This is a genomic window from Exiguobacterium sp. E17S (assembly GCF_057772545.1).
The window spans coordinates 625640-644979 of record NZ_JBYLRU010000001.1; the positions used below are offsets into that span (position 1 = coordinate 625640).

The 19340-nt window shown below is 44.9% G+C and carries 20 protein-coding genes; 16 read left to right on the forward strand and 4 right to left on the reverse strand.

Translation table 11 applies throughout. From position 1 onward, the window contains the following. The first annotated feature begins 7 nt into the window (after nt 1-7). Together AC3B4V_RS03240 and AC3B4V_RS03245 are read left to right on the forward strand one after the other, a co-directional pair. Entirely contained in the window at nt 8-493 is a 486-nt protein-coding gene (locus AC3B4V_RS03240) for an SMI1/KNR4 family protein (protein WP_406748012.1), read from the forward strand. 16 nt (nt 494-509) lie between these two features. Beyond that, nucleotides 510-986 carry a GNAT family N-acetyltransferase gene (locus AC3B4V_RS03245; protein WP_406748011.1) on the forward strand — a complete coding sequence of 159 codons (477 nt, stop codon included), beginning with the start codon at nt 510-512 and terminating at the stop codon, nt 984-986. Here AC3B4V_RS03245 and AC3B4V_RS03250 read toward each other — a convergent pair. Next, nucleotides 965-1216 carry a hypothetical protein gene (locus AC3B4V_RS03250; RefSeq protein ID WP_406748010.1) on the reverse strand — a complete coding sequence of 84 codons (252 nt, stop codon included), beginning with the start codon at nt 1214-1216 and terminating at the stop codon, nt 965-967. The genes AC3B4V_RS03245 and AC3B4V_RS03250 overlap by 22 nt on opposite strands. Nucleotides 1217-1274: 58 nt before the next feature. Continuing rightward, nucleotides 1275-1931 (reverse strand): carbon-nitrogen hydrolase family protein, encoded by a 657-nt coding sequence (locus tag AC3B4V_RS03255; protein WP_488377736.1) that lies wholly within the window; start codon nt 1929-1931, stop codon nt 1275-1277. Nucleotides 1932-2063: 132 nt separating this feature from the next. Here AC3B4V_RS03255 and AC3B4V_RS03260 point away from each other — a divergent pair, with 132 nt between their 5' ends. The 5 genes from AC3B4V_RS03260 to AC3B4V_RS03280 all read left to right on the forward strand — a co-directional run bounded on the left by AC3B4V_RS03260 (nt 2064) and on the right by AC3B4V_RS03280 (nt 5865). After that, the gene (locus AC3B4V_RS03260; protein ID WP_488377737.1) at nt 2064-2750 is read left to right on the forward strand and encodes a VOC family protein; all 687 of its coding nucleotides are present in this window, start codon (nt 2064-2066) and stop codon (nt 2748-2750) included. A 30-nt stretch (nt 2751-2780) separates the two neighbouring features. Continuing rightward, complete coding sequence (locus AC3B4V_RS03265; protein WP_488377738.1) at nt 2781-3191, forward strand: hypothetical protein; 411 nt, start codon at nt 2781-2783, stop codon at nt 3189-3191. Between the two features lie 20 nt (nt 3192-3211). Further along, a complete protein-coding gene (locus AC3B4V_RS03270; protein WP_488377739.1) occupies nt 3212-3685 on the forward strand; it encodes an NUDIX hydrolase in 474 nt (157 codons plus the stop codon). A gap of 138 nt (nt 3686-3823) precedes the next feature. After that, the gene (locus AC3B4V_RS03275) at nt 3824-5236 is read left to right on the forward strand and encodes a phosphotransferase (RefSeq protein WP_488377740.1); all 1413 of its coding nucleotides are present in this window, start codon (nt 3824-3826) and stop codon (nt 5234-5236) included. After that, nucleotides 5233-5865, forward strand: a complete 633-nt coding sequence (locus tag AC3B4V_RS03280; protein ID WP_488377741.1) for a DUF3108 domain-containing protein — start codon at nt 5233-5235, stop codon at nt 5863-5865. The genes AC3B4V_RS03275 and AC3B4V_RS03280 overlap by 4 nt, the downstream gene beginning before the upstream one ends. 245 nt (nt 5866-6110) lie before the next feature. Here AC3B4V_RS03280 and AC3B4V_RS03285 read toward each other — a convergent pair whose 3' ends face one another. Beyond that, nucleotides 6111-8054, reverse strand: coding sequence for a CDP-glycerol glycerophosphotransferase family protein (locus tag AC3B4V_RS03285; protein WP_488377742.1), 1944 nt, complete (start codon nt 8052-8054; stop codon nt 6111-6113). 381 nt (nt 8055-8435) lie between these two features. Between AC3B4V_RS03285 and AC3B4V_RS03290 the strand changes: the two genes are divergently transcribed. From AC3B4V_RS03290 to AC3B4V_RS03315, 6 genes are all read left to right on the forward strand, one after another. Beyond that, entirely contained in the window at nt 8436-9932 is a 1497-nt protein-coding gene (locus tag AC3B4V_RS03290) for a glycosyltransferase (protein ID WP_488377743.1), read from the forward strand. A 34-nt stretch (nt 9933-9966) separates the two neighbouring features. Continuing rightward, a complete protein-coding gene (galU, locus tag AC3B4V_RS03295) occupies nt 9967-10833 on the forward strand; it encodes a UTP--glucose-1-phosphate uridylyltransferase GalU (RefSeq protein WP_064300048.1) in 867 nt (288 codons plus the stop codon). Nucleotides 10834-10926: 93 nt separating this feature from the next. Next, nucleotides 10927-11202, forward strand: coding sequence for a hypothetical protein (locus tag AC3B4V_RS03300; RefSeq protein WP_488377744.1), 276 nt, complete (start codon nt 10927-10929; stop codon nt 11200-11202). A gap of 766 nt (nt 11203-11968) precedes the next feature. Beyond that, the gene (locus tag AC3B4V_RS03305; protein WP_214722917.1) at nt 11969-12781 is read left to right on the forward strand and encodes an ankyrin repeat domain-containing protein; all 813 of its coding nucleotides are present in this window, start codon (nt 11969-11971) and stop codon (nt 12779-12781) included. Between the two features lie 129 nt (nt 12782-12910). Next, the gene (locus AC3B4V_RS03310) at nt 12911-13381 is read left to right on the forward strand and encodes a DinB family protein (RefSeq protein WP_488377745.1); all 471 of its coding nucleotides are present in this window, start codon (nt 12911-12913) and stop codon (nt 13379-13381) included. Between the two features lie 76 nt (nt 13382-13457). Beyond that, nucleotides 13458-13982, forward strand: coding sequence for a GNAT family N-acetyltransferase (locus AC3B4V_RS03315; RefSeq protein ID WP_488378220.1), 525 nt, complete (start codon nt 13458-13460; stop codon nt 13980-13982). A 46-nt stretch (nt 13983-14028) separates the two neighbouring features. On the opposite strand, the gene AC3B4V_RS03320 is transcribed toward AC3B4V_RS03315, so the two are convergent. Continuing rightward, nucleotides 14029-15012 (reverse strand): beta-ketoacyl-ACP synthase 3, encoded by a 984-nt coding sequence (locus tag AC3B4V_RS03320; protein ID WP_488377746.1) that lies wholly within the window; start codon nt 15010-15012, stop codon nt 14029-14031. A gap of 183 nt (nt 15013-15195) precedes the next feature. Between AC3B4V_RS03320 and AC3B4V_RS03325 the strand changes: the two genes are divergently transcribed. From AC3B4V_RS03325 to AC3B4V_RS03335, 3 genes are all read left to right on the forward strand, one after another. Continuing rightward, nucleotides 15196-15870, forward strand: a complete 675-nt coding sequence (locus AC3B4V_RS03325; RefSeq protein ID WP_488377747.1) for a 5'-methylthioadenosine/S-adenosylhomocysteine nucleosidase family protein — start codon at nt 15196-15198, stop codon at nt 15868-15870. A gap of 202 nt (nt 15871-16072) precedes the next feature. Continuing rightward, nucleotides 16073-18115: an acyltransferase family protein gene (locus tag AC3B4V_RS03330; protein ID WP_488377748.1), complete on the forward strand. Its 2043-nt coding sequence runs from the start codon at nt 16073-16075 to the stop codon at nt 18113-18115. A gap of 48 nt (nt 18116-18163) precedes the next feature. Beyond that, entirely contained in the window at nt 18164-19171 is a 1008-nt protein-coding gene (locus AC3B4V_RS03335) for an SMI1/KNR4 family protein (protein WP_488377749.1), read from the forward strand. Nucleotides 19172-19340: the final 169 nt, after the last annotated feature.

Consider the following 19340-nt stretch of genomic DNA (forward strand, 5'->3'; position numbering starts at 1 on the left):
GAAGAACATGATTGCATTAGAAGCATTAAAAGGTCGACTCGTCGACGGTTTGTTAGAGGTCCAAAAGGAAGAAGGGGAAGTAGCACGAGAACGTTTCATCTTTAACCGAGGAGCAACGGACGAACAGCTCGCGCTGTTACCTGAGTGGACGGCAGACGACTATCAGGCGTTCTTGCGTCAACATAACGGGGCGAAGCTGTTTCAACACGAAACGTTATCCTACAACGATGGATTCGAACTCTTTTCAATCGAAGATTGCCTGACGTATAGCGAGATTTGGGAATGTCCCGAAAACTTCTTAGCGATCGGCGCAGGACCAGACGGGGAGTGGATCGTCTACGAGATGAATCGCCCGGCAGGAAATCGGATCTGGAGTGGGGAATTTCTTAATTTCGAGGAATGGGAGGAAGACGCGATGCCGTTCGGCTTTGAGCGATGGCTCGACTACTTGATCGTCGCGCAAGGCACTCCATTTTGGGAGTGGTTCCGTTAAGAGAGGAAGAGGTTCAGTGGACATTCAATTAAGGACAGCGTCTCTTGCAGACGCTCCGAAGCTTCATACGCTTCAAATCGAGGCATTTTCAGAGACGCTCGAGCGGTATCAGGATTTTGCAACGAATCCGGCGAACGAATCGATCGATCGTGTCATTCACCGGATCACGCATCCGAGCAGTACGTTTCATCAAATCATCGTCGACGATGTCGTCGTCGGCGGGATTTGTGTCGTTGCGAAAGCACCGAGTCGCTACGCGATCAGTCCGATGTTCTTAGATCCAGCCCGTCAAGGTGAAGGAATCGCCCAACGCGCATTACAGCTCGTTGAAGCAGCGTATCCGGCTGCAACGACATGGGAACTGCGGACGATTCGCGAAGAGACACGTAACTGTTATTTCTATGAGAAGATGGGTTACCGATTGACGGGTGTCAGTCAACCGCTCAACGAACGGGCGACACTCGTTTCCTATCAAAAATTGGTTTCGGAATGAGCGGGTTTTGTCGGAAGGAAGAACCACCACAGATTCGTCAAAAGAGCGGCAAGGACGGCAAAGTTAAACAGATAAAGGCAAAAGAAGAAGAAGAACTCACCGATGTCCTCAAGGTTAGCTAACGGATTATCGACCAGGTATGATTCGTGACTAACGCCGAAGATGAACAAAGGAAAGAAGACATAGAAGTATCGTTTCCAAAAGAATGACTCACGACCTGTTTGAGACATAAGAGCACCTCCTGAAGGAATGGCACGCTTCTTCCAGTCAGAAGAAGCGTGTGTTCGTTTACGATAAAGAGGGTGTACCGACGACTTCGACGTGACGCGTGACCGTATCAAACAGACGTGTCCGCGTATCGTTATGAGACAACAGCAACGGTTCACCGGTCTCGTCATAGATGAAGGCAATCGGAATCGAAAAACCACAGTTGCGGTACGAACCATCGGCATGACTCGTTCCGATCATGAGTGCTCGTTGCGCCTGACTGATGATACGCGCTTCACCGGACCACTCAACATACTGATCCTCACTGAACATGCCGACGCCAATCGGGTTGAAGATGAGATCAAGTCCGGATTCCTCGCGTAGTCCGTCTTTTCCTAAGAAGATTTCGCGACAGAGGACGTATCCATAGCGGAATGACCCGTCGTTTGCTGTTGATGGTGTATAAAGCGGTCCAGCTTCTGGTGTTTTGGCGCGATCAAGCAGAATCGTCCCGGTCGCATCGATGATGACAGCGCGATCGAGATTCGCTTCATCCTTGTAACCAAGGACGATGGCTGTTTCGAACTGCTTGGCAAGATGTTGCACGCGTTCGAGTTCTGCGACCGTACAATAGCCTTCTGGATAGACAATCAGGTCGACTTCAGGATAAGCGGCGATTTCACGTTCGAATTGCTCGAGCCCGGTCTCGCGTTTCGGTTGGGCGATTAATAATTTCATCAAAACATCCTCTCAGGTATAAATATATCTGAAAAATCAGACTTTACATTCGTCATGATTTTACCATTAGTGGTAAAATAAAGCATATCGCTTTTTGATAAATTTTACTGCAAATGAAGGAAGGTCATCAGCATGAACATTTCAAAAACCATTCTTGTGACACGTCATCTACAAGCAATGAAAGATTTTTACATAAATCAGATCGGATTCCCGCTCGTCTCGGAAACGGACGACTCGTTTACGATGCAAATCGGTACCGATCAGCTGACATATCAACAGACGGACGATGTTGATACGCAGTACCATATGGCGTTCAACATTCCAGAAAACGTCTTCCAACAAGGAAAAGCGTGGCTCGTAGAACGGACACCACTCTTGATCGAAGACGGACAGGACGAGATTTATTTTGACTTCACGGACTCGCATTCCTGCTATTTTTATGATCCAGATGAAAATGTCTTGGAGCTGATCGCACGGCATCAAATCAATCCATCTAAAGCGGAACCGACGTTTGATGTATCCGACATCCTCGGAATCGGTGAGATGAGTCTGACGGTGAAAGATGTGCTTGAAGTCGGTGAGCAGTTAGCGGAGATCGGCGTTCTCGAGCGACGGGAACGTCCGCTCAACGGCGCGTCACTCAACTTCCTCGGACCGGTCGCGGATGGAACGCATATCTTGCTCGTCCCAGAAGGACGGACATGGTTGTTCTCACCGAAGACGGCGAAGGTCAGTCCGATCGAGATGGAACTCGACGGCAGACATCGGGTCCGGCTAGATGCAGCGGGCGTATGGCATCAAAGTGCCGTTTCTTCATAATTCATTATTCTAAAAAGTGAGGGAAGTAAGATGAATAAAGCGATGAATGCGAGTATCGCGTTCGGATTATTGTTATTCGTATGTGGTTTCTTTTTTCTGTTTGGCTATTTGACCCGGTCGATGCCGATTCAGCAAGGCGGTGACCCGGTCATCTTACCGGTCGCAGCACTCCTCGTTCTCCTACCGTTCGTGATCCGTGAAGGCATGCGCGTTTTGACGTATGTTACGTTGACGCGTCGACAGGTCGGCGTACTCATCTTATTTGCAATCAGCGGAATCATACTTAGTAGTTGGATTGAGGTGCAGCAGAATGTTGCCGTAATCGATTTCCGTTCCCTATTTACGATTCATACGTTCGTACTGTTCGTTTCGGGCATCATCTTGTTGTGTCTCCTATTGACGGGGCTCAAACGGATGCGCGTCCGAACGAGAGTGATTTAAATGGAAAAGGACTGAATGACATGGGATACATCACAGAATTACGCAAACTCGTCGGCACACGACCACTCGTCATGGCAGGGGCGTGTGTCATCGTCGTCAACGATAAACAAGAAGTCTTATTACAACTTCGGCAAGATAATCGTTGTTGGGGACTCGCTGGTGGAGCGCTTGAGATTGGGGAGACGCTCGAAGAGACAGCAAAACGAGAATTAAGGGAAGAGACCGGTCTTGAAGCGGAGCACCTCGAATTATTGAACGTCTATTCGGGTGATGCGTTTTACTATAAGTATCCGCATGGGGATGAGGTCTACAATGTCATCTCGGCATTTCTGTGTACAGCTTATACGGGTGAAGTGGTTCTGGAACCGTCAGAAGTCGCAGAATTACGCTTTTTCGCTATCGATCAGCTACCAGAAAACCTAAATCCACCGGAACGACCGATCTTGATGGAGTATGTTCAAAAACAACAGACAGCGCATCACGTCTCCATTTGAAGCAAAGGGTAAAACAAAAATCTTGAATGAACTGTTCATTCAAGATTTTTTGTTGCACTGGGACGCGTTTCACTCTGAACATTCCTTGATGATTCACGAAACGACCTAAAGAACTAAGAGATAGGAGAGAATGTCGTGATGACTAACGTAAAAAAAGGTTCGACCGCAACCGTGATGACAATCTCTGACGAACGTGTACGCAAATACTTTCAAGCATCGATTGAAACAGAACGGATCACGCGGGAATTTCGTATGCTCGAAGAACTCGAGTGGACGGTTGTCCCGACACCAAACGTATATGCTCTTGAATTAGACGACTCTCCGTTCATCGAGATGCAACGGATCGACGGCAGCGAATTGTTAGAGTTGTTTGAACCGGAGCGAATAACGGATTTTCTCAACGCCTTCGTGGCATTACATCAACGGATTCATCAGCAACAATCGCGTGTAGCTCCAGAATGGTACGATGTCACCCAACAAAAAGTGCATCATCTACCACCTGCGTTGCGCTTGAAGGCGGAACGACTGTTAGAGAAGCTTCACATTCCCCAACAGCAAGGATTACTCCACGGAGACTTTCATTTTCAGAACATCCTCGTGACAGCAGATAAAACGTTCGTCGTCATTGATTGGCATGATGCGACGATAGGACCATCGATAGCGGATGTCGCGCGGACATTGCTCTTGCTACGGACAGCGGGTGAAATAACAGTAACGGACGAGGTGCGACGATACGTCTGTCGCGAATACCTCGACCGCTATCAAGCTGTTTCGTCAATCCAGCTATCGAATCTTGCAGACTGGTTACGACTCATGGTCATTCTTAGGACGCTTGAGCAAATCCCGGATGCTGAACAAAGTCGGTTAAAGGAATTGATCAGTAATCCAGACCTCAGCTCATATTTTTTAATACTTAAGTATATACAGGTAGGAGGAACGCCATTCATGAGAACCATCATCTCGATCCAAGGGGCTATGGCATCCGGGAAGACGACGCTTGCGCAAGCGCTCGAAGACGCTTACCCGGAGTTGCATGTCTATTATGAAAATCCGTATCCGATCGTTCAAAAAAGAAAGGAGCTCGAATTAGATATCCGTACCGAAGACGGATTCGTTGAGAATCAGCGCTTGTTCATTCAAGCGGAACTCGAACGGTTTCGCCATTTTCCCGACGGACACATCATATTAGATCGTGGTCCGGAAGATCTTGAATTTTATACGCTTCATTATCCACAGGTACATGGGTATGACTGGGATATGGAATTCCGTTTAAAGACAGAACTAGAGGCATTAAGAAGATGTCGGTCCGACCTGATTCTTTATTTACGGGCACCAGACCATCTCTTACGAGAGCGGCGCGACGCCGATCAGACAAGAACGCGCCAATCTTTCGCACAACACGAACCGCTTTGGAAACTTGAAGAAAACTGGTTTGAACGGTTTCCGGTACATCCGATTGATACGACAGCGAAAACGCAGGAGCAAGTCCGACAAGCAGCGGTTCATCGGTTGGCAGTCACCGGAATCTTAGGAAGGGAGAATGAGATATGAATGTAAAAGGGATGACCTATCCCCTCATCGAGGGACGAGACGAAAAACAGGTCTACTGGATAGAGCAAGGAGAATCGGTTCAGATCGGACAGACCTACGAAACGATTCGGCTAGAAAAAACAGCACATCAGTCCATTTTGGTACGGGAGCAAGAATTAGTGTCAGAAAAAATTGGCAATCGAACGATTCGTCTGACGATTGACGCTGAAGACTATGCACCACTCGAATTCGTCGAGTACCAAGATGGTGTCCAAACCGTGTATGCATCGTATGGGGGAGATGAAGTCGTGATCACGCGAGGACATGAAAAGTCTGTCCTGTCGATTCATGCTGAAACTGTTGATCTATTTTCAATCGAATTGTTGTTGCGAGCATTACCGCTAACCGTCGATTCGACACTTTCGTTCAACGGCTTTAGTGCCGTTTCCGGACGTGAGGTGCCGATTCAGGTGCATCCTCTGCGGCACGAACTATTGACGACTGAGTCAGGCGAACATGTAGAGACGCTTTGCGTTCACGTTACGTTCGGTGAGCGGATTCAGTATTACTGGATTGATCCAGTGAAGCGGGAGTTGTTAAAACAGTCCTCCCAGATTGCCGACGGGGTCTCATTGGAATTTCGTCGATGAAAAAAAGAGCTGACTCAAAAGTTGGTCTCTACAAAGAAAAGGGTGGCAGAATGATGATCTGCCACCCTTTTCTCGTAAAAATGACGCGTCACACGCCACTCCTACAGGAAAAAGCGCATTATGCGCTGTCAGAGACAAACAAGACCCGCTTTCCTGCTTAAATGAAGCAGGAAAACTGGCTTGTGTCTCGCCTGAGGAAAGGGCGTGAAAAGACGCGTCATTCTTTTTTGAGTCAGCTCCATTTGTTACAGCTGAAAATGATGTTGCATCGCCTCGAAAATCCGTTTACTTGCTTTCGTATCGTCAAACGCATAGATGTGACTGAGATGACGTTTGAACTTTTTAGGCATTTTCGATTCGCGTAGTGATTCCATCAAGGCGTCTCTTGTTTCGATGACGTCTCCTGGTAACAAATCCGTCGATTCGCCGGCGTTATCTTCGCCAACTAAGACAGGTGGGCGATAGTAGATGACCTTTTTGTGCATCAAGGAAAAATCGAGACCAACACTCGAATAATCCGTGATCAATACATGATGATTTTCAAGTAGCTCCTTGACTGTGAACGCATCCTGACTGATGACATCGACGAAGTCCGAGTGGAACAAGTGGCTGAATTTTTGGAAATTGCGATGAAGATAGAACGAGACTTCGGCCTTGTTGTCCATTACTAAGCTTTTCACCCGTTCGTCCGTGATCAACGCTTGAAACTCCTGGTAATAGTCGCTTTCCATGAACTGTTCGTCTGAATACGTATCGAGTTTTGGTCGCCACGTCGGCATGATCAACAGCTTTTTCCGGTTTTTATATCGCTTGAGCCAACGTGATCGTTCCGTGATCAAGTGGTCGAATCGGGCGAGACCCGTCACGATGATTTCGTCAGGATGAAAACCGTAATCGCGGGCGATGAGTTGTTTTTCCCGCTCCGAGGAGACGACGAATAAGTCGGTAAATGGATGCGGCATCTTTTTCCCATAAATGTGACTGACATCTTTTGATCCGATGACACCATGTTGCAAGAACAGCTTTTGTTTCGTTTGCATCAATGCTTCCGTGTGATAGGTAGCGAACGGTAAGGCATAACTTGAAGAATGCGTATGGCAGAGAATGTCTGCTGCTTGGACGACCTCGATGTTTTCTGGTGATTTGTAGAACACGATATGGTTCTCATATCCGACAAGATTTTTGAGGTCCGGACTCGACCGACTGATGATGTAGAAGATATTGAAGCGCTTCTGATGCTGGTCGACGAGATACTTGAAGAAAATCATCCCGTTATCTTGTGCTTTATCCGGATATTCAAAACAGATAATCGTCTTCTTATTTGGATCCAGTCCAAGTAACGGGTGAGGGTCTGCGTAATACTCGACAGTCTCGACCGGCACTGGGATTAGACGCATCGCAAGGCGTTCCGACACGGTTGAATAGGGGCGGACCAACACGTCATGTTGCTCATTAAGCGATAACCAGTGCTCATCGTTCAAGAGTTCCGGGTGATTTTTGAAGTGACGAATCCGGGGTGTAAAACCAGAGATCGGCATCTCACGAATCGTAAATCCGAACATGAGGTCATAGATGTTCGCATTGAATGCGTCGTAGTTATACCGGTCACCGAGTAACTGCTCGACGAGTTTTGGTTCGATCACGGCTTCGACCTCTGTCTTGAAGCGACGAGCATCAACTGGTGTGACGCTGAAGCGATTAATCGGCAGGGCGATTTTTTGTTCCTGATGTCTGATTTTAATGAAGCAATGTGGCTGTTTCACTTCGAAATACTTTGAGTGAAACGAAAACTTCAATAGAAGGACGTCGTCTTGACGAGTGATGCCCTCAAATAGGACGTCTTGATCATAAAAATTCATGATGGACGGTTTTTTGTTATAGATCAGACTGAGCTCGTCGTCTTGGTCGATGAAAATGAAATAGGAATGTTTCCCTTGTTTGATGTAGCTATTCGGTGCGATGACTATTGGTTCCGAAAGATGTTTGAACGAAATCGGTTTACCGGATTCATCGACGAATTTAACAGGATGATTCTTTTTTTTGAAGATATCGAGCAATGTATCAATCGATAGCACAAAGGCTGTCTCTATTTTTTGGAGTGGTATCAGTTGTTCATTGATCTCTAACTGTAGACTTTGATGCGGCAGATTCTCGATCAAAAACGTATGATCACGACAGGTGATTTTCATTGGTGCATGGCTTCCTTTCATACTCTGATTCAGTCGTTCTTAAACTACATCACTTACCATACAATATCTTCCGATTTCTGCAAAGATGTAGATTGATTGGAAACCAATGCGGTATAGTCTTCCGGCTGAAGGGTATTGGAAAAGAGACAGTCTTTACCGTATCTTCGACAGTTCATTAGTTGCAGAAACATGACAATGATTGGATATTATGCAAAACCGATTGACTTTGCTCGTAAAAAAGGAGATAAATAGAAACTGTATTGGTAAATGCGACTGATATCGCAAGAGGTTTATGAAAAAGCAAAGTCGGCTATATATAGAGGTTGAACTCACAGAAAAAAACAGAGATCAATCTTGAAGGGTGAAGGGGAGTAATGACAGATGCTGTATACGGTTACATCGACATTACCACCAAAACACGGTGGTAGAACGAAGTCGTTATTGAGTCGAATCGCACTCATGGAACAAGAACTTGGCGCCGGTTCAACAATTGTTACGACGAACTACAATGCCAACTACATGGAAGTCTACGAATTGTTCCGAACAGAAGAAAAGGTCGGTCCGAAAGTACAATTTGAAAATATCTACGATTGGTTATCAGATTACAAATTGTTAAGTATTCCAACGACTCGTTTTCGTAACAAACCGATCATCAAAGAAACAGCGCGCGAAATCGAAGGATTGAAAAGCGTCGAGAAAAAAAACAGTGACGCCGTTCGTTATTATGATGAGGAAGATGAATATGTCCTCTACCGTAAATTTTACCCTGAAACGCAAGTCGTCGAATTCGAGGATTTCATGACGAACGCTTCCCGTAAAAAAGTCGAGCGCTGGGAATATAACGTCTACGGTCAATTGCACCGGAAGACGATTTATTCGCCGGTCCATCATGGAAAGATGATGGAAGAGTTATATGATTCGGAAGGCAATGTCTATTGTAAGAAGTTCTACAATGAAATGACGCGCCCGAAGCTTATCTTGATTCAGTTATACCGGAATGGCAGAATGTACAAAGCGTTCAAAAAAGAGAAGGACTTATTTGAGTATTACTTCAATCGATTGTTTAAAGACGGTGATGTCTTGTTCGTCGATGCGCGTTTACTGGACCGCTCGATTCTCAACATCAAAGCAGATGTCAAACGAGTCATGGTCATTCACAACTCACACTTGGATGGTTCGACCGTCAAAGGATCATATACGACGATGTTCTCAGAATCTGATAAAGTGACACGTTTCATCAGTCTGACGAATCACCAAAAAGAAGACATTTTGGAGCGGTATAACATCCCGGAAGAGAAGATTTCCATCATTCCGCACTTTATCGTCCCAGAACAAACGCAACGACGCGAACAGGTCAAGGATCAATTCTGTTTCATCGGTCGATTCGGTTTGCAAAAACAGATGGATCATTTGATCAAGAGTTATGCGATCTTCAAACAATCCGGTCACGCGACGAAGCTTGTGCTCTACGGCATGGACGAACAAGGGCAACTGGCGATGATGGAGAGTTTGATCGAGGAGCTCGGCTTACAGGACGATATCGAAATCCACGGCTTCACGTCGAATCCGGCAGAAGTCTTCCGGGAATCGAAAGCCTCACTGTTGACGAGCGAATTTGAAGGATTTGGACTGACGGTCATGGAAAGTATCAATGTCGGCTGTCCGGTCATTTCTTATGACGTCAAATACGGACCACGCGAAATCATCGCCCACGGCGAGAACGGCTATCTCGTTCCAGCGAACGACATGGAAGCTTTTGCTGCCGCGATGGTGCAACTCGTCGAACGACCACTCGAGCGCGTCGAGACGAAGCCATCGCTGTACCTCGAGACGGCTGTAAAGAACTACGGACGATTACTAGAAGAATTAAGCAACTAAACCTACTACTTGAACGATGAAGAGGATGAACGTTATGAAGAAAATCACGAAAGCCATTATTCCAGCAGCAGGACTCGGGACACGTTTCTTGCCTGCGACAAAAGCAATGCCAAAAGAAATGTTACCGATTCTCGATAAACCGACGATCCAGTATATCGTCGAAGAAGCGGCAAAAGCCGGCATCGAAGATATCATCATCGTCACAGGTAAACACAAACGGGCCATCGAAGATCATTTCGATAACCAAAAAGAACTCGAGATCACGCTCGAGAACTCTGGGAAGACGGAATTACTCGAGAAGGTTCAATTCTCGACGAACCTCGCGAACATCTTCTATGTCCGCCAAAAAGAACAAAAAGGTCTCGGTCACGCCATTTTGACGGCAAAACAATTCATCGGGAACGAACCGTTCGCAGTCTTACTCGGGGACGATATCGTCGAGTCGGATGATCCGGCAATCAAACAATTGATGGACGTCTACGAGCAGACGGAAAAATCAGTCATCGGTGTACAAGAAGTCCGTCCGGAAGATACGCATCGTTACGGTATCATCGATCCTGTTTCACAAAACGGACGACTGTATGACGTGAAGAAATTCGTCGAAAAACCGGCTCCAGGCACAGCACCATCGAACCTCGCGATCATGGGACGTTACGTGCTGACACCGGATATCTTTGATTATCTAGCGAATCAAGGAGAAGGGGCAGGCGGTGAGATTCAATTAACGGATGCGATTGAGCGATTGAATGCGGATAGCCAAGTCTATGCGTATGATTTCGAGGGTAACCGTTATGACGTCGGAGAGAAACTCGGTTTCGTCAAGACGACGATTGAGTATGCCTTGAAAGATGCAGAGATGCGTGACGAGCTGAAAGCTTTCATCAAGACACTAGACATTTAACATGATGGACCACTCTGACATGATTCAGAGTGGTTTTTTTGTAATTCATGAAACCGATCCGTCTAGTGGAAACGTAGAAAAAGGAGAAGAGAGGTGCTACATATGTTAACGTGGCTCGGTATAAGGACTGATAAAAAAGCAGGACGACAATTTTTCACAGGTGTCGAAAAGAAAACAATCTTCCTAATCTTGCTTCTCTCGCTTGCGATCTTGAAGGGTGTGAAGTGGGGAATGACTGTACTTATCCCAACTGCCTTTTTCAGTGATCCGATCGTTTCCGTGTTACCAGGCGTGCTTGGCGTCCTAACAGCAGTCGTTTTCGTGCTTTTGGTAGAGCGCTCCCTGCAGGATAAGTCGAGTGAAAAGTAAGAGATACACGAAAGACCACCTGAAGTTAGTCGATTCAGACTGAAGACAAAGTGCAATTTTTCTCTAATTGAGAAGGATTGCGCTTTTTCGTTCGTCTCGAATCATTTATCAGGGTCAAGCTTCGCACCGCTGCTCCTGCTTATTTTTCTCTAGAAGGCGATTTTGAGCGAAAAAAATGCTTATGTGATACTTTTTCTCAATTCATCCAAATCAAACGAGAAATTGTTGATTTCGTTCCATAAATTGTTAGGTAGAACGTAATTGTCTCCTCGTTAAAAATAGGATAAACCTTTTTTAAGTTGAATTGGTAAAAAATAAATTTAATTATATAAATATAGTAAAATTGAAATGTTTTACTTCTATAAAAGTAAAATAAAGTATGGAGAATTGAGAGGTGATACAGAAAGATGAAAAATCAAATTTTAGAAAGTGTTTTCGCAGCAATGTTTTTTCTTATTTTTCTAATGTTTTTCGAAGGAATGCCGAAGTCGACTGATACATGGGTCGAATATGGAATAAAGTCTGTGGCAATTGCTGTCATTTTCCTAATAACGGAAGGTGTTTTTTCTAAAAAGTCTCTCAAAAAAAACACATCAAATCAATAAAGTATTCAATGGTTCTAATGCTGAGTACACGATAGAAAGAAAGCTTACATGTGCGTCATAATGTGGGCTTTCTTCAATTATTCAGAGTCGTTTTCGCGCATGACAACAGGTTCTTGTTGTAAAATGAGGAGGACTATGGAACAGGTGAGGGGCGAACGGACATGACGAAACGATCCATCCAAGATGCTGCTTTTTTGGGCAAACGAAAACAAGTAATGCGCTGCATCGAACGTGGTGACGATCTGAACGAACTGGATGAAGAAGGATTTGCGGCGCTTCATTGGGCGATTCAGGAAGGGTACCTACGGATCGTCGAATTGTTGCTCGATCACGGGGCGGATGTCAACCTTCCGAATCAGGACGGGATGTCACCGTTGCATATTGCGCTTTATGATCAAAAGACCGACATTGCGTTACTTTTGATCAAGCGAGGCGCTCATCTTGATTTAGATGAACACGGATTCTCAGCGCTTCATTTAGTAGCGGGCCGGGGCGGCAATAAAAAAGTCTTACGGAAACTAGCGCAGAACGTCGAGTTGTTACATCAACGGACCGATGACGGGGAAGGTGTGACACCGCTACATTATGCGGCGCAGGAAGGTAAGTCGAAAAAAGTCCAGCTATTACTGGAGGCAGGAGCAGAAGTCGATGCTGTCGGACTAGACGGATTCACACCGCTGTATCTCGCAGTCGGAAATAATCATCCGAAAGCGGTCAAAGTGCTTCTAAAGGCAGGAGCTGACATCGAAGCGGAAAACGTCGCGGATGGCGATACGGCAGTCCTCGCATTAGCGAGTGCTTACGGCTATGAACGGGTCGTCCGGTTATTACTCTCTTATGGAGCCGATCCACTGCATCGAAATGAAGATGGACGGACAGCGCGTGATGCGGCACTGGATAACGAACACCATCAGATTGCGGAGATCTTGCGCCAAAAAGAGATTGATGCGTTGTCTGAGGAAGAGAATAAGTGAACGATGGAAGACAAGACAGGAAACATCTGCGGATGCTTCCTGTCTTTAATTTTTAAAGGATTTTCAAATTGCTTTGTCAAAATAGAGATTAAGAGAACACTTATTCGTTATTGAAGGGAAGGATGTATCGTGAACGCAATCGATTGGACGGTATGGAATTTAAACGAAGTGAGAAGAAGAAGCATCAAAGTCTGGCAGTCGATTCCTGAAGATAAATTGAACTGGAAACCGGATAAGAACGCCATGACGTGTTTTGAGATGATCCGTCATGTGTTAGACAGCGAGTATTATTATTTCTTAGCGTTACAGAATCGAGGCAGTCTACCGTCGTATGAGTCCCCGTTTGAAGGGCGCGGCTTTGTATCCGTGCAAGAGGAATTAGACTTTGCGGAAGCCTATCGTGAGGAATTCATGGCATATGTCGAGCAACTAACGGAATCAGATTTAGCGATCGTTCAGATTGATCGTTCCGAATCAGGATATGTGCGTTCGCTCGGTGATATGTTGTTACGAATTGCATATCACGAAGCAGTGCATACAGGACAGTTACTCGATTACTTAAGAACAGCAGATGTTGAGCGGGTACGAGTTTGGGACTAAGGTAATTTAATGAGAAAAAGTGTTAGTAGTATGAGTTGCTAATGCAATCCGTCAGGTAGGGGGTAAAAATTAGAAAATACGTTTAGCAACATCCAAAGACATGAAGGTAATAGCAAAGATTTACGTTGATACGTGGAGGACGACATACACCGGTTTAGTACTCGATGTATATTTAGAACAACTCACTGTTCAACGGGCAGAACAAAAATGGATACAGTTTTTGAACGATTTCTCACAAGATACATTCCTATATGTGGTATTGAATGAAAAGGGAATTATAATCGGATTCGCAGCAGCTCAAATTCATGCTAATGCTGGAGTAAGGAAAGGAGAGTTGTCTGCCCTCTATATATTACCCGAAGCACACGGTTTAGGAATCGGCAAAAAGTTGATGGAGACTGTCAGCGTGCATTTCCTGAAAGCAGAGGTCTCCTCGATGATGGTTTGGGTAATGAAAAAGAATGAGCCAGGGCGTGCATTTTACAAACGACTTGGCGGCAAATACATAGGTCATCGTCAGAGTCGTTTTGGGAATGTTACGGTTGAAGATGAAGCATATGAATGGCTGGATGTCGCTATGCTTATCCATCATCAGAATTAAAAACAAGGAGGAAGTACGATGCATCTGTACTTCTTCCTTGTATGAATCACAGACTCCATTTCACTAGTAATCCTGCTTGTGTCAAACCGCCACCGAACCCATATAACAGGAGCATATCTCCCGCTTTGATTTTCCCCTCAGATATACCTTTATCTAAAGATAAGGGGATGGTCGCTGAAGAAGTGTTGCCATAATTGACTAGGCTGAAAAGCGTTTTATCAAAGGGAACCCCACTTTTATCGCAGATTGATTGAATCATGCGAAGGTTTGCACTATGTGGAATGAACCAATCGATTTGATCTAAAGTCATCGATGCTTGAGCCAGTACATATTTCATCCCATGAGGAACCGTGCTGACTGCCCATTTGTATACTTCTCGTCCATTTTGAACGATTTTGTTATTGTGAATAATAGGATTTTCGAACAATTGATTTGACAGGTTTGAGCAATATAGACTTGATCCTTTTTCTCCTTCAGAGTTCAAGTAGAAGGAAATAAAGTCAGACTGGACTTCATCACGTTCCACAAGAACAGCTCCGCTTCCGTCTCCAAACAAAATGCATGTATTTCGATCCGTGTAGTCAGTAATTTTAGAAAGTGTTTCTGCACCGATAACGAGAATTTTTTTATGAAGACCAGATGAAATTAATCCGTTCGCCAAGTGTAATCCGTATGTAAATCCCGCACAAGCAGCGTTCAGGTCAATTGTACCGGCATGTTTGATACCGAGTTTTGCTTGAACCAATGATGCGGTACTTGGTGTCTTAAAATCGGGTGACATCGTACAGATGATGATCATATCGACATCTTGAAATTCTTTATTGTAACGCAGTTTTAAATTCATGGCCGCTTGATATGCAAGATCACTTGTCGATTCAGTCTGAGCCGCGATTCTTCGTTCTTTGATGCCTGTTCGTTGAACTATCCATTCATCATTTGTTTCTACTAGTTTCTCTAAATCATGGTTCGTCATGATTTGATTTGGAACGTAAGAGCCGATTGCTGTAATTCGGGCATAAGATGCATTCAAGAATTGTTCCTCCTTGTAAAAAATATTTCTATAAAAATTTAAAACTAGATATTAGTACTAGGTACTAATATAAATGTGATTTTGTTTAAATACAAGCAATATAACTGATAAGATTTTTTGTTAAATCAAATAGTTTAAAAAATAGAGTGGTTTCTAGCGAATGCAATAAAGGAGGAATAAGTCATGATCGGAATCAGCATCGCCACCACATGGGAGTTTGACGCGACACTGGCGTATTTTCATGTCTCGCCTGAGGAAAGAATCACCTATCCATATGGTGAATACTTCACGCGTGAGATAAACGGGAAGACACTTCTGTTTTATAGCACGGGCGTTCGAAAAGTAAATGGCATCGGAGCCAATCAATACATGATTCTCCGTTTCTCATTGACGAAGGTCATCGTTGCCGGAACGTGTGCCGGGATTGACTCGAGGTACGACGTACTCGACACCATCGTTCCGGATCGTGCTGTTCAATATGATTGCACGGTCAAAGAGATTGAACCACTGATCAAACCCTCGTTCGCCGTCGATCTCGATGTATCGAAGTATGGTAACGACTTTCATCTCGGAACGATCGGAACAGCAGACCGTGCTGTCGTCATGTGGCGAGACTATATCGAACTGCGGGATAACGGATTGACGATTGCCGATACGGAAGCGGGGGCTATCGCGTACATCTGTCAGAAAAACGCAGTCGAATGTATCATCATCAAAGGCATCTCCGATTTTCCGACCGAAGAGAAAGAAGAAAATGCTGTCGAAGCAAACGTCGAACAGATGCGGATCTATATCGAGAACACACCAAAAGTCATGCAACGGATTTTTGCCGACTACTTATACCGGTTTCTAACGTAATCTTTCATCAGTGCACTTCTTTTACATATTTTCCAAGTTTCTTGCGGTAATATAGTTCAGTAGCATTGTATTTTTTGAAATATGTTTTATCATAGTGAATGGAAACGTTTTCTTAAATGGTGAGTGCATACCGAACTGTACAAGAAATGCCTGCAATCGTCAGGATTCGTAGGTGTAGAAGTAGATGGAGGGACATAGAAGCATGCAGGAATGGAAAGTATCTGGTCAACCGGGTCAGAAACGGATTGATATTGAAAGCCGGTTTCGCCCGGAAATCGAAGGGTTACGCACGGTAGCTGCCTTACTCGTCGCAATCTATCATATTTGGTTCAATCGTGTCTCAGGAGGTGTCGATGTCTTCTTCGTCATCTCGGGTTTTTTGATCACGACATCGATCATCTCGACGATCAACCGGACAGGAGAATTTAAGTTCCTGCCGTACGTGACAAAGTTGCTGAAACGACTCTTGCCATCCGTTTTGTTCATCTTAGGCGTCGTGTTAGTACTAAGCACATTTTTATTACCGGCATCGATTCTCGGGAAAACAATTCGTGAAGTCGTCGCCTCGATGTTCTTTTATCAAAACTGGCAACTCGCCGTCTCAAGTACGGATTACTTAGACGCGACCCAGATGAAGTCACCCGTCGAACATTTTTGGGCACTATCGATCCAGTGGCAGTTTTATATGATTTGGTTCGTTCTGTTCTCGTTCATCTTATGGATGATGAACACGTATCAGATCCGGTCGATTAAAGCCGTCCTGAACGGTCTGCTTGGCTTCTTGTTCGTCACGTCACTCGCGTACTCAATCTACCTGACTGAAGTCAATCAGCCATGGGCGTATTTCATTACGCCGACGCGGGTCTGGGAATTCGCCTTAGGAAGTCTATTATGTGTGAACTTATCGGCGATCCGTGTCCCGAAGTGGATAGCGACGATCATCGGCTGGGTGGGACTGATCGGCTTGCTGACGACAGGTGTTCTGTTTAACGTCTCGCAAATGTTCCCTGGCTATATCGCACTCTGGCCGATGACGTGCGCCTTGATGATCGTGTTATCAGGAACGCAGGAGACACGATTCGGATTAAAACGATTCCTCGGATCAAAGCCGATGGTCAAACTCGGTGGGATCGCGTTCGGGATTTATCTTTGGCACTGGGTGTTGCTTGAGTTCTATCGCTACAATGTTCAACAAACGCCAGGTCTGCTCGTCGGGACACTGATTATCGTTGCATCGATCGGTCTATCCTACTTGATGACGGAATGGATTGAAAAACCGATTCGCACTTCGACTGTCAATCGGACAGCGTTCAAGAAGCTAGGTGCGCTGTTGACGGTCAACGTTTTGTTGATTGGATCCTTACTCGGACTCGCTTATATGGAAGAGCAAGAGCTAAAACAAACTGTCAGCAAGAATAAGTATCCGGGTGCTTTAGCGATCGAACAGACACTGCCTGTACCGAAGCAAGATCCGTTCCCGTCTTATGCGAACGTCTTCAATGACTTACCGCTCGTCCATACGGATGGTAGCAACCAAGGGCTGCAAAAGACGGAAGCGAAAGTCGGCGAATACGGAAAGACGAAGGATTATAAAGCGACGATCGCGCTCGTCGGGAGCTCGCACTCGGAGCAATGGTTCGGTGCATTGCATGAAGCAATTAAAGGAACGGACATCCGTTTACTCAATCTGACGCGGTCAGGAACACGTTTTTCGACCGGTTATGAACCGGACTCCTTAAAAGGAATCTGGAACCAGAACGTCTTGAACTATTTGAAGGATGCCGATGTTGATTTGATCATCTCGCACGTGACTGCAGCGGATGCTTCAAAAGACAGCATCCATCAACAAATGGTCGACCAGATGCAGTTCGTCAAAGACGAGTATGGGATCGATGGTCTAGCACTCCGGGATAATCCACGGTATGACTTCAACGTACTCGAGGCGCTCGAGACGACAAGCATCGCGGACACGACGAAACAAATGAATACGCAACCGAACCAAACGGATGAAGCGTACTGGAAACAATTCGAAAAAACGAATCAGTCGCTTCATAAGCTGGATTTGACGCGTTACTTCCACGTCAAAGGCGAGTATCGCCCTGTCATTGGCAATGTCGTCATCTATCGTGACAACAGCCATATGACGAATACGTATGCGGAAAGCTTTGCTCCGATGTTCAAGAAAAAGCTCGACGAAGTGCTCGCGGACAAATTAGCGAGTACAATAGCTAACACGAACCATTAAAAAATAAAGCGTGTCGTGAAGCTTAACGAGGAGGAAATAAAAGAAACCATGGCAAATATTACGGCAAAGTTCAATCGGTGCTTAAAACTAGTCGAAAAATACCCACAAGCTTTCATAGTGGGGAAGGGGTCAACGGAAAATGAGATTCTTGAAGTCGAACATCGTCTTCAGGTCACGTTTCCGCCAATGTACAAAGAATTTCTAAAAAAGTTTAGTTATCTGGCTACGCATGATGAAGAGATCTGGGGAATCAGTCCATCAAACAACCAGTTAGATCTTGTATTTAGACTTGAAAAATATAACAAGGAACTCCGTAGCAAATCTCAAAGTGAAGTTCCTTCACATTTAATCGGAATACAAATGGAAGACTTTAGTTCGTCGCTCATTTGTCTAGACTTACAAGCCTTGACCTACAATGATCAAGAGGCAAAAGTATGTTTTTACCCAAGTGATGACGAACCTTACTATGCAGATTCCTTCACGGAAAGATTATTTGAGGTGTGTGATAGTGCCGTGTCAACGTATTTAGAGGATACAGAGGACGAATCTTCTACTCCAATCGAAAAGGTGAGTGCGATCAAGACGGAGCACAAGGATGTTTATTTCGAAGCAAAAGCGTTGATCCATGCACATCCAGAGTTATCTGAGTTTGGAGAAGGGATTTCGGATGCTAAAGTCGAGGTGATTGAAAAAGAGTTAAACGTCACCTTACCTGAAAGTTACGTGACATTCATGAAAGAATTCGGAGGGGGTGTCTTTGGAGACAACCAGTTTTTTACGATGTTCAATGATGAATTAGTAAAAACGAATCTCGAATTGTATCATCCAACAGAATTTGAGCATGCGCTTTCAAAACATCTAGTAGCTGTCTATTTTGATGATCTTGAGGAATTTTATGCGTGTCTTGATTTCAAAAATGTAGTGAATGGTGAGCCTAAAGTAGTGTATCGAGAAGTGAACGTACCGGAAGAAGACTATGATGATCGTGATGCATTCAAATCGTTCTCCGATTTTCTCTACTACATTATTCAAGACACCATTGAGGTCAACAGCTGATATCATCCGATCGACTACGTAAATGCTCGATTTTTCCGTTAAACGTATAAGCAACGTAATGAAACGGCTTGAGTCCAGAATTCAAAAGGACTCAAGCCGTTTTCCTATTCTTAGCATCACTTAACGTATGAACCATGCAGAAGGGCTGAACGAAAACACAGAAAAACTC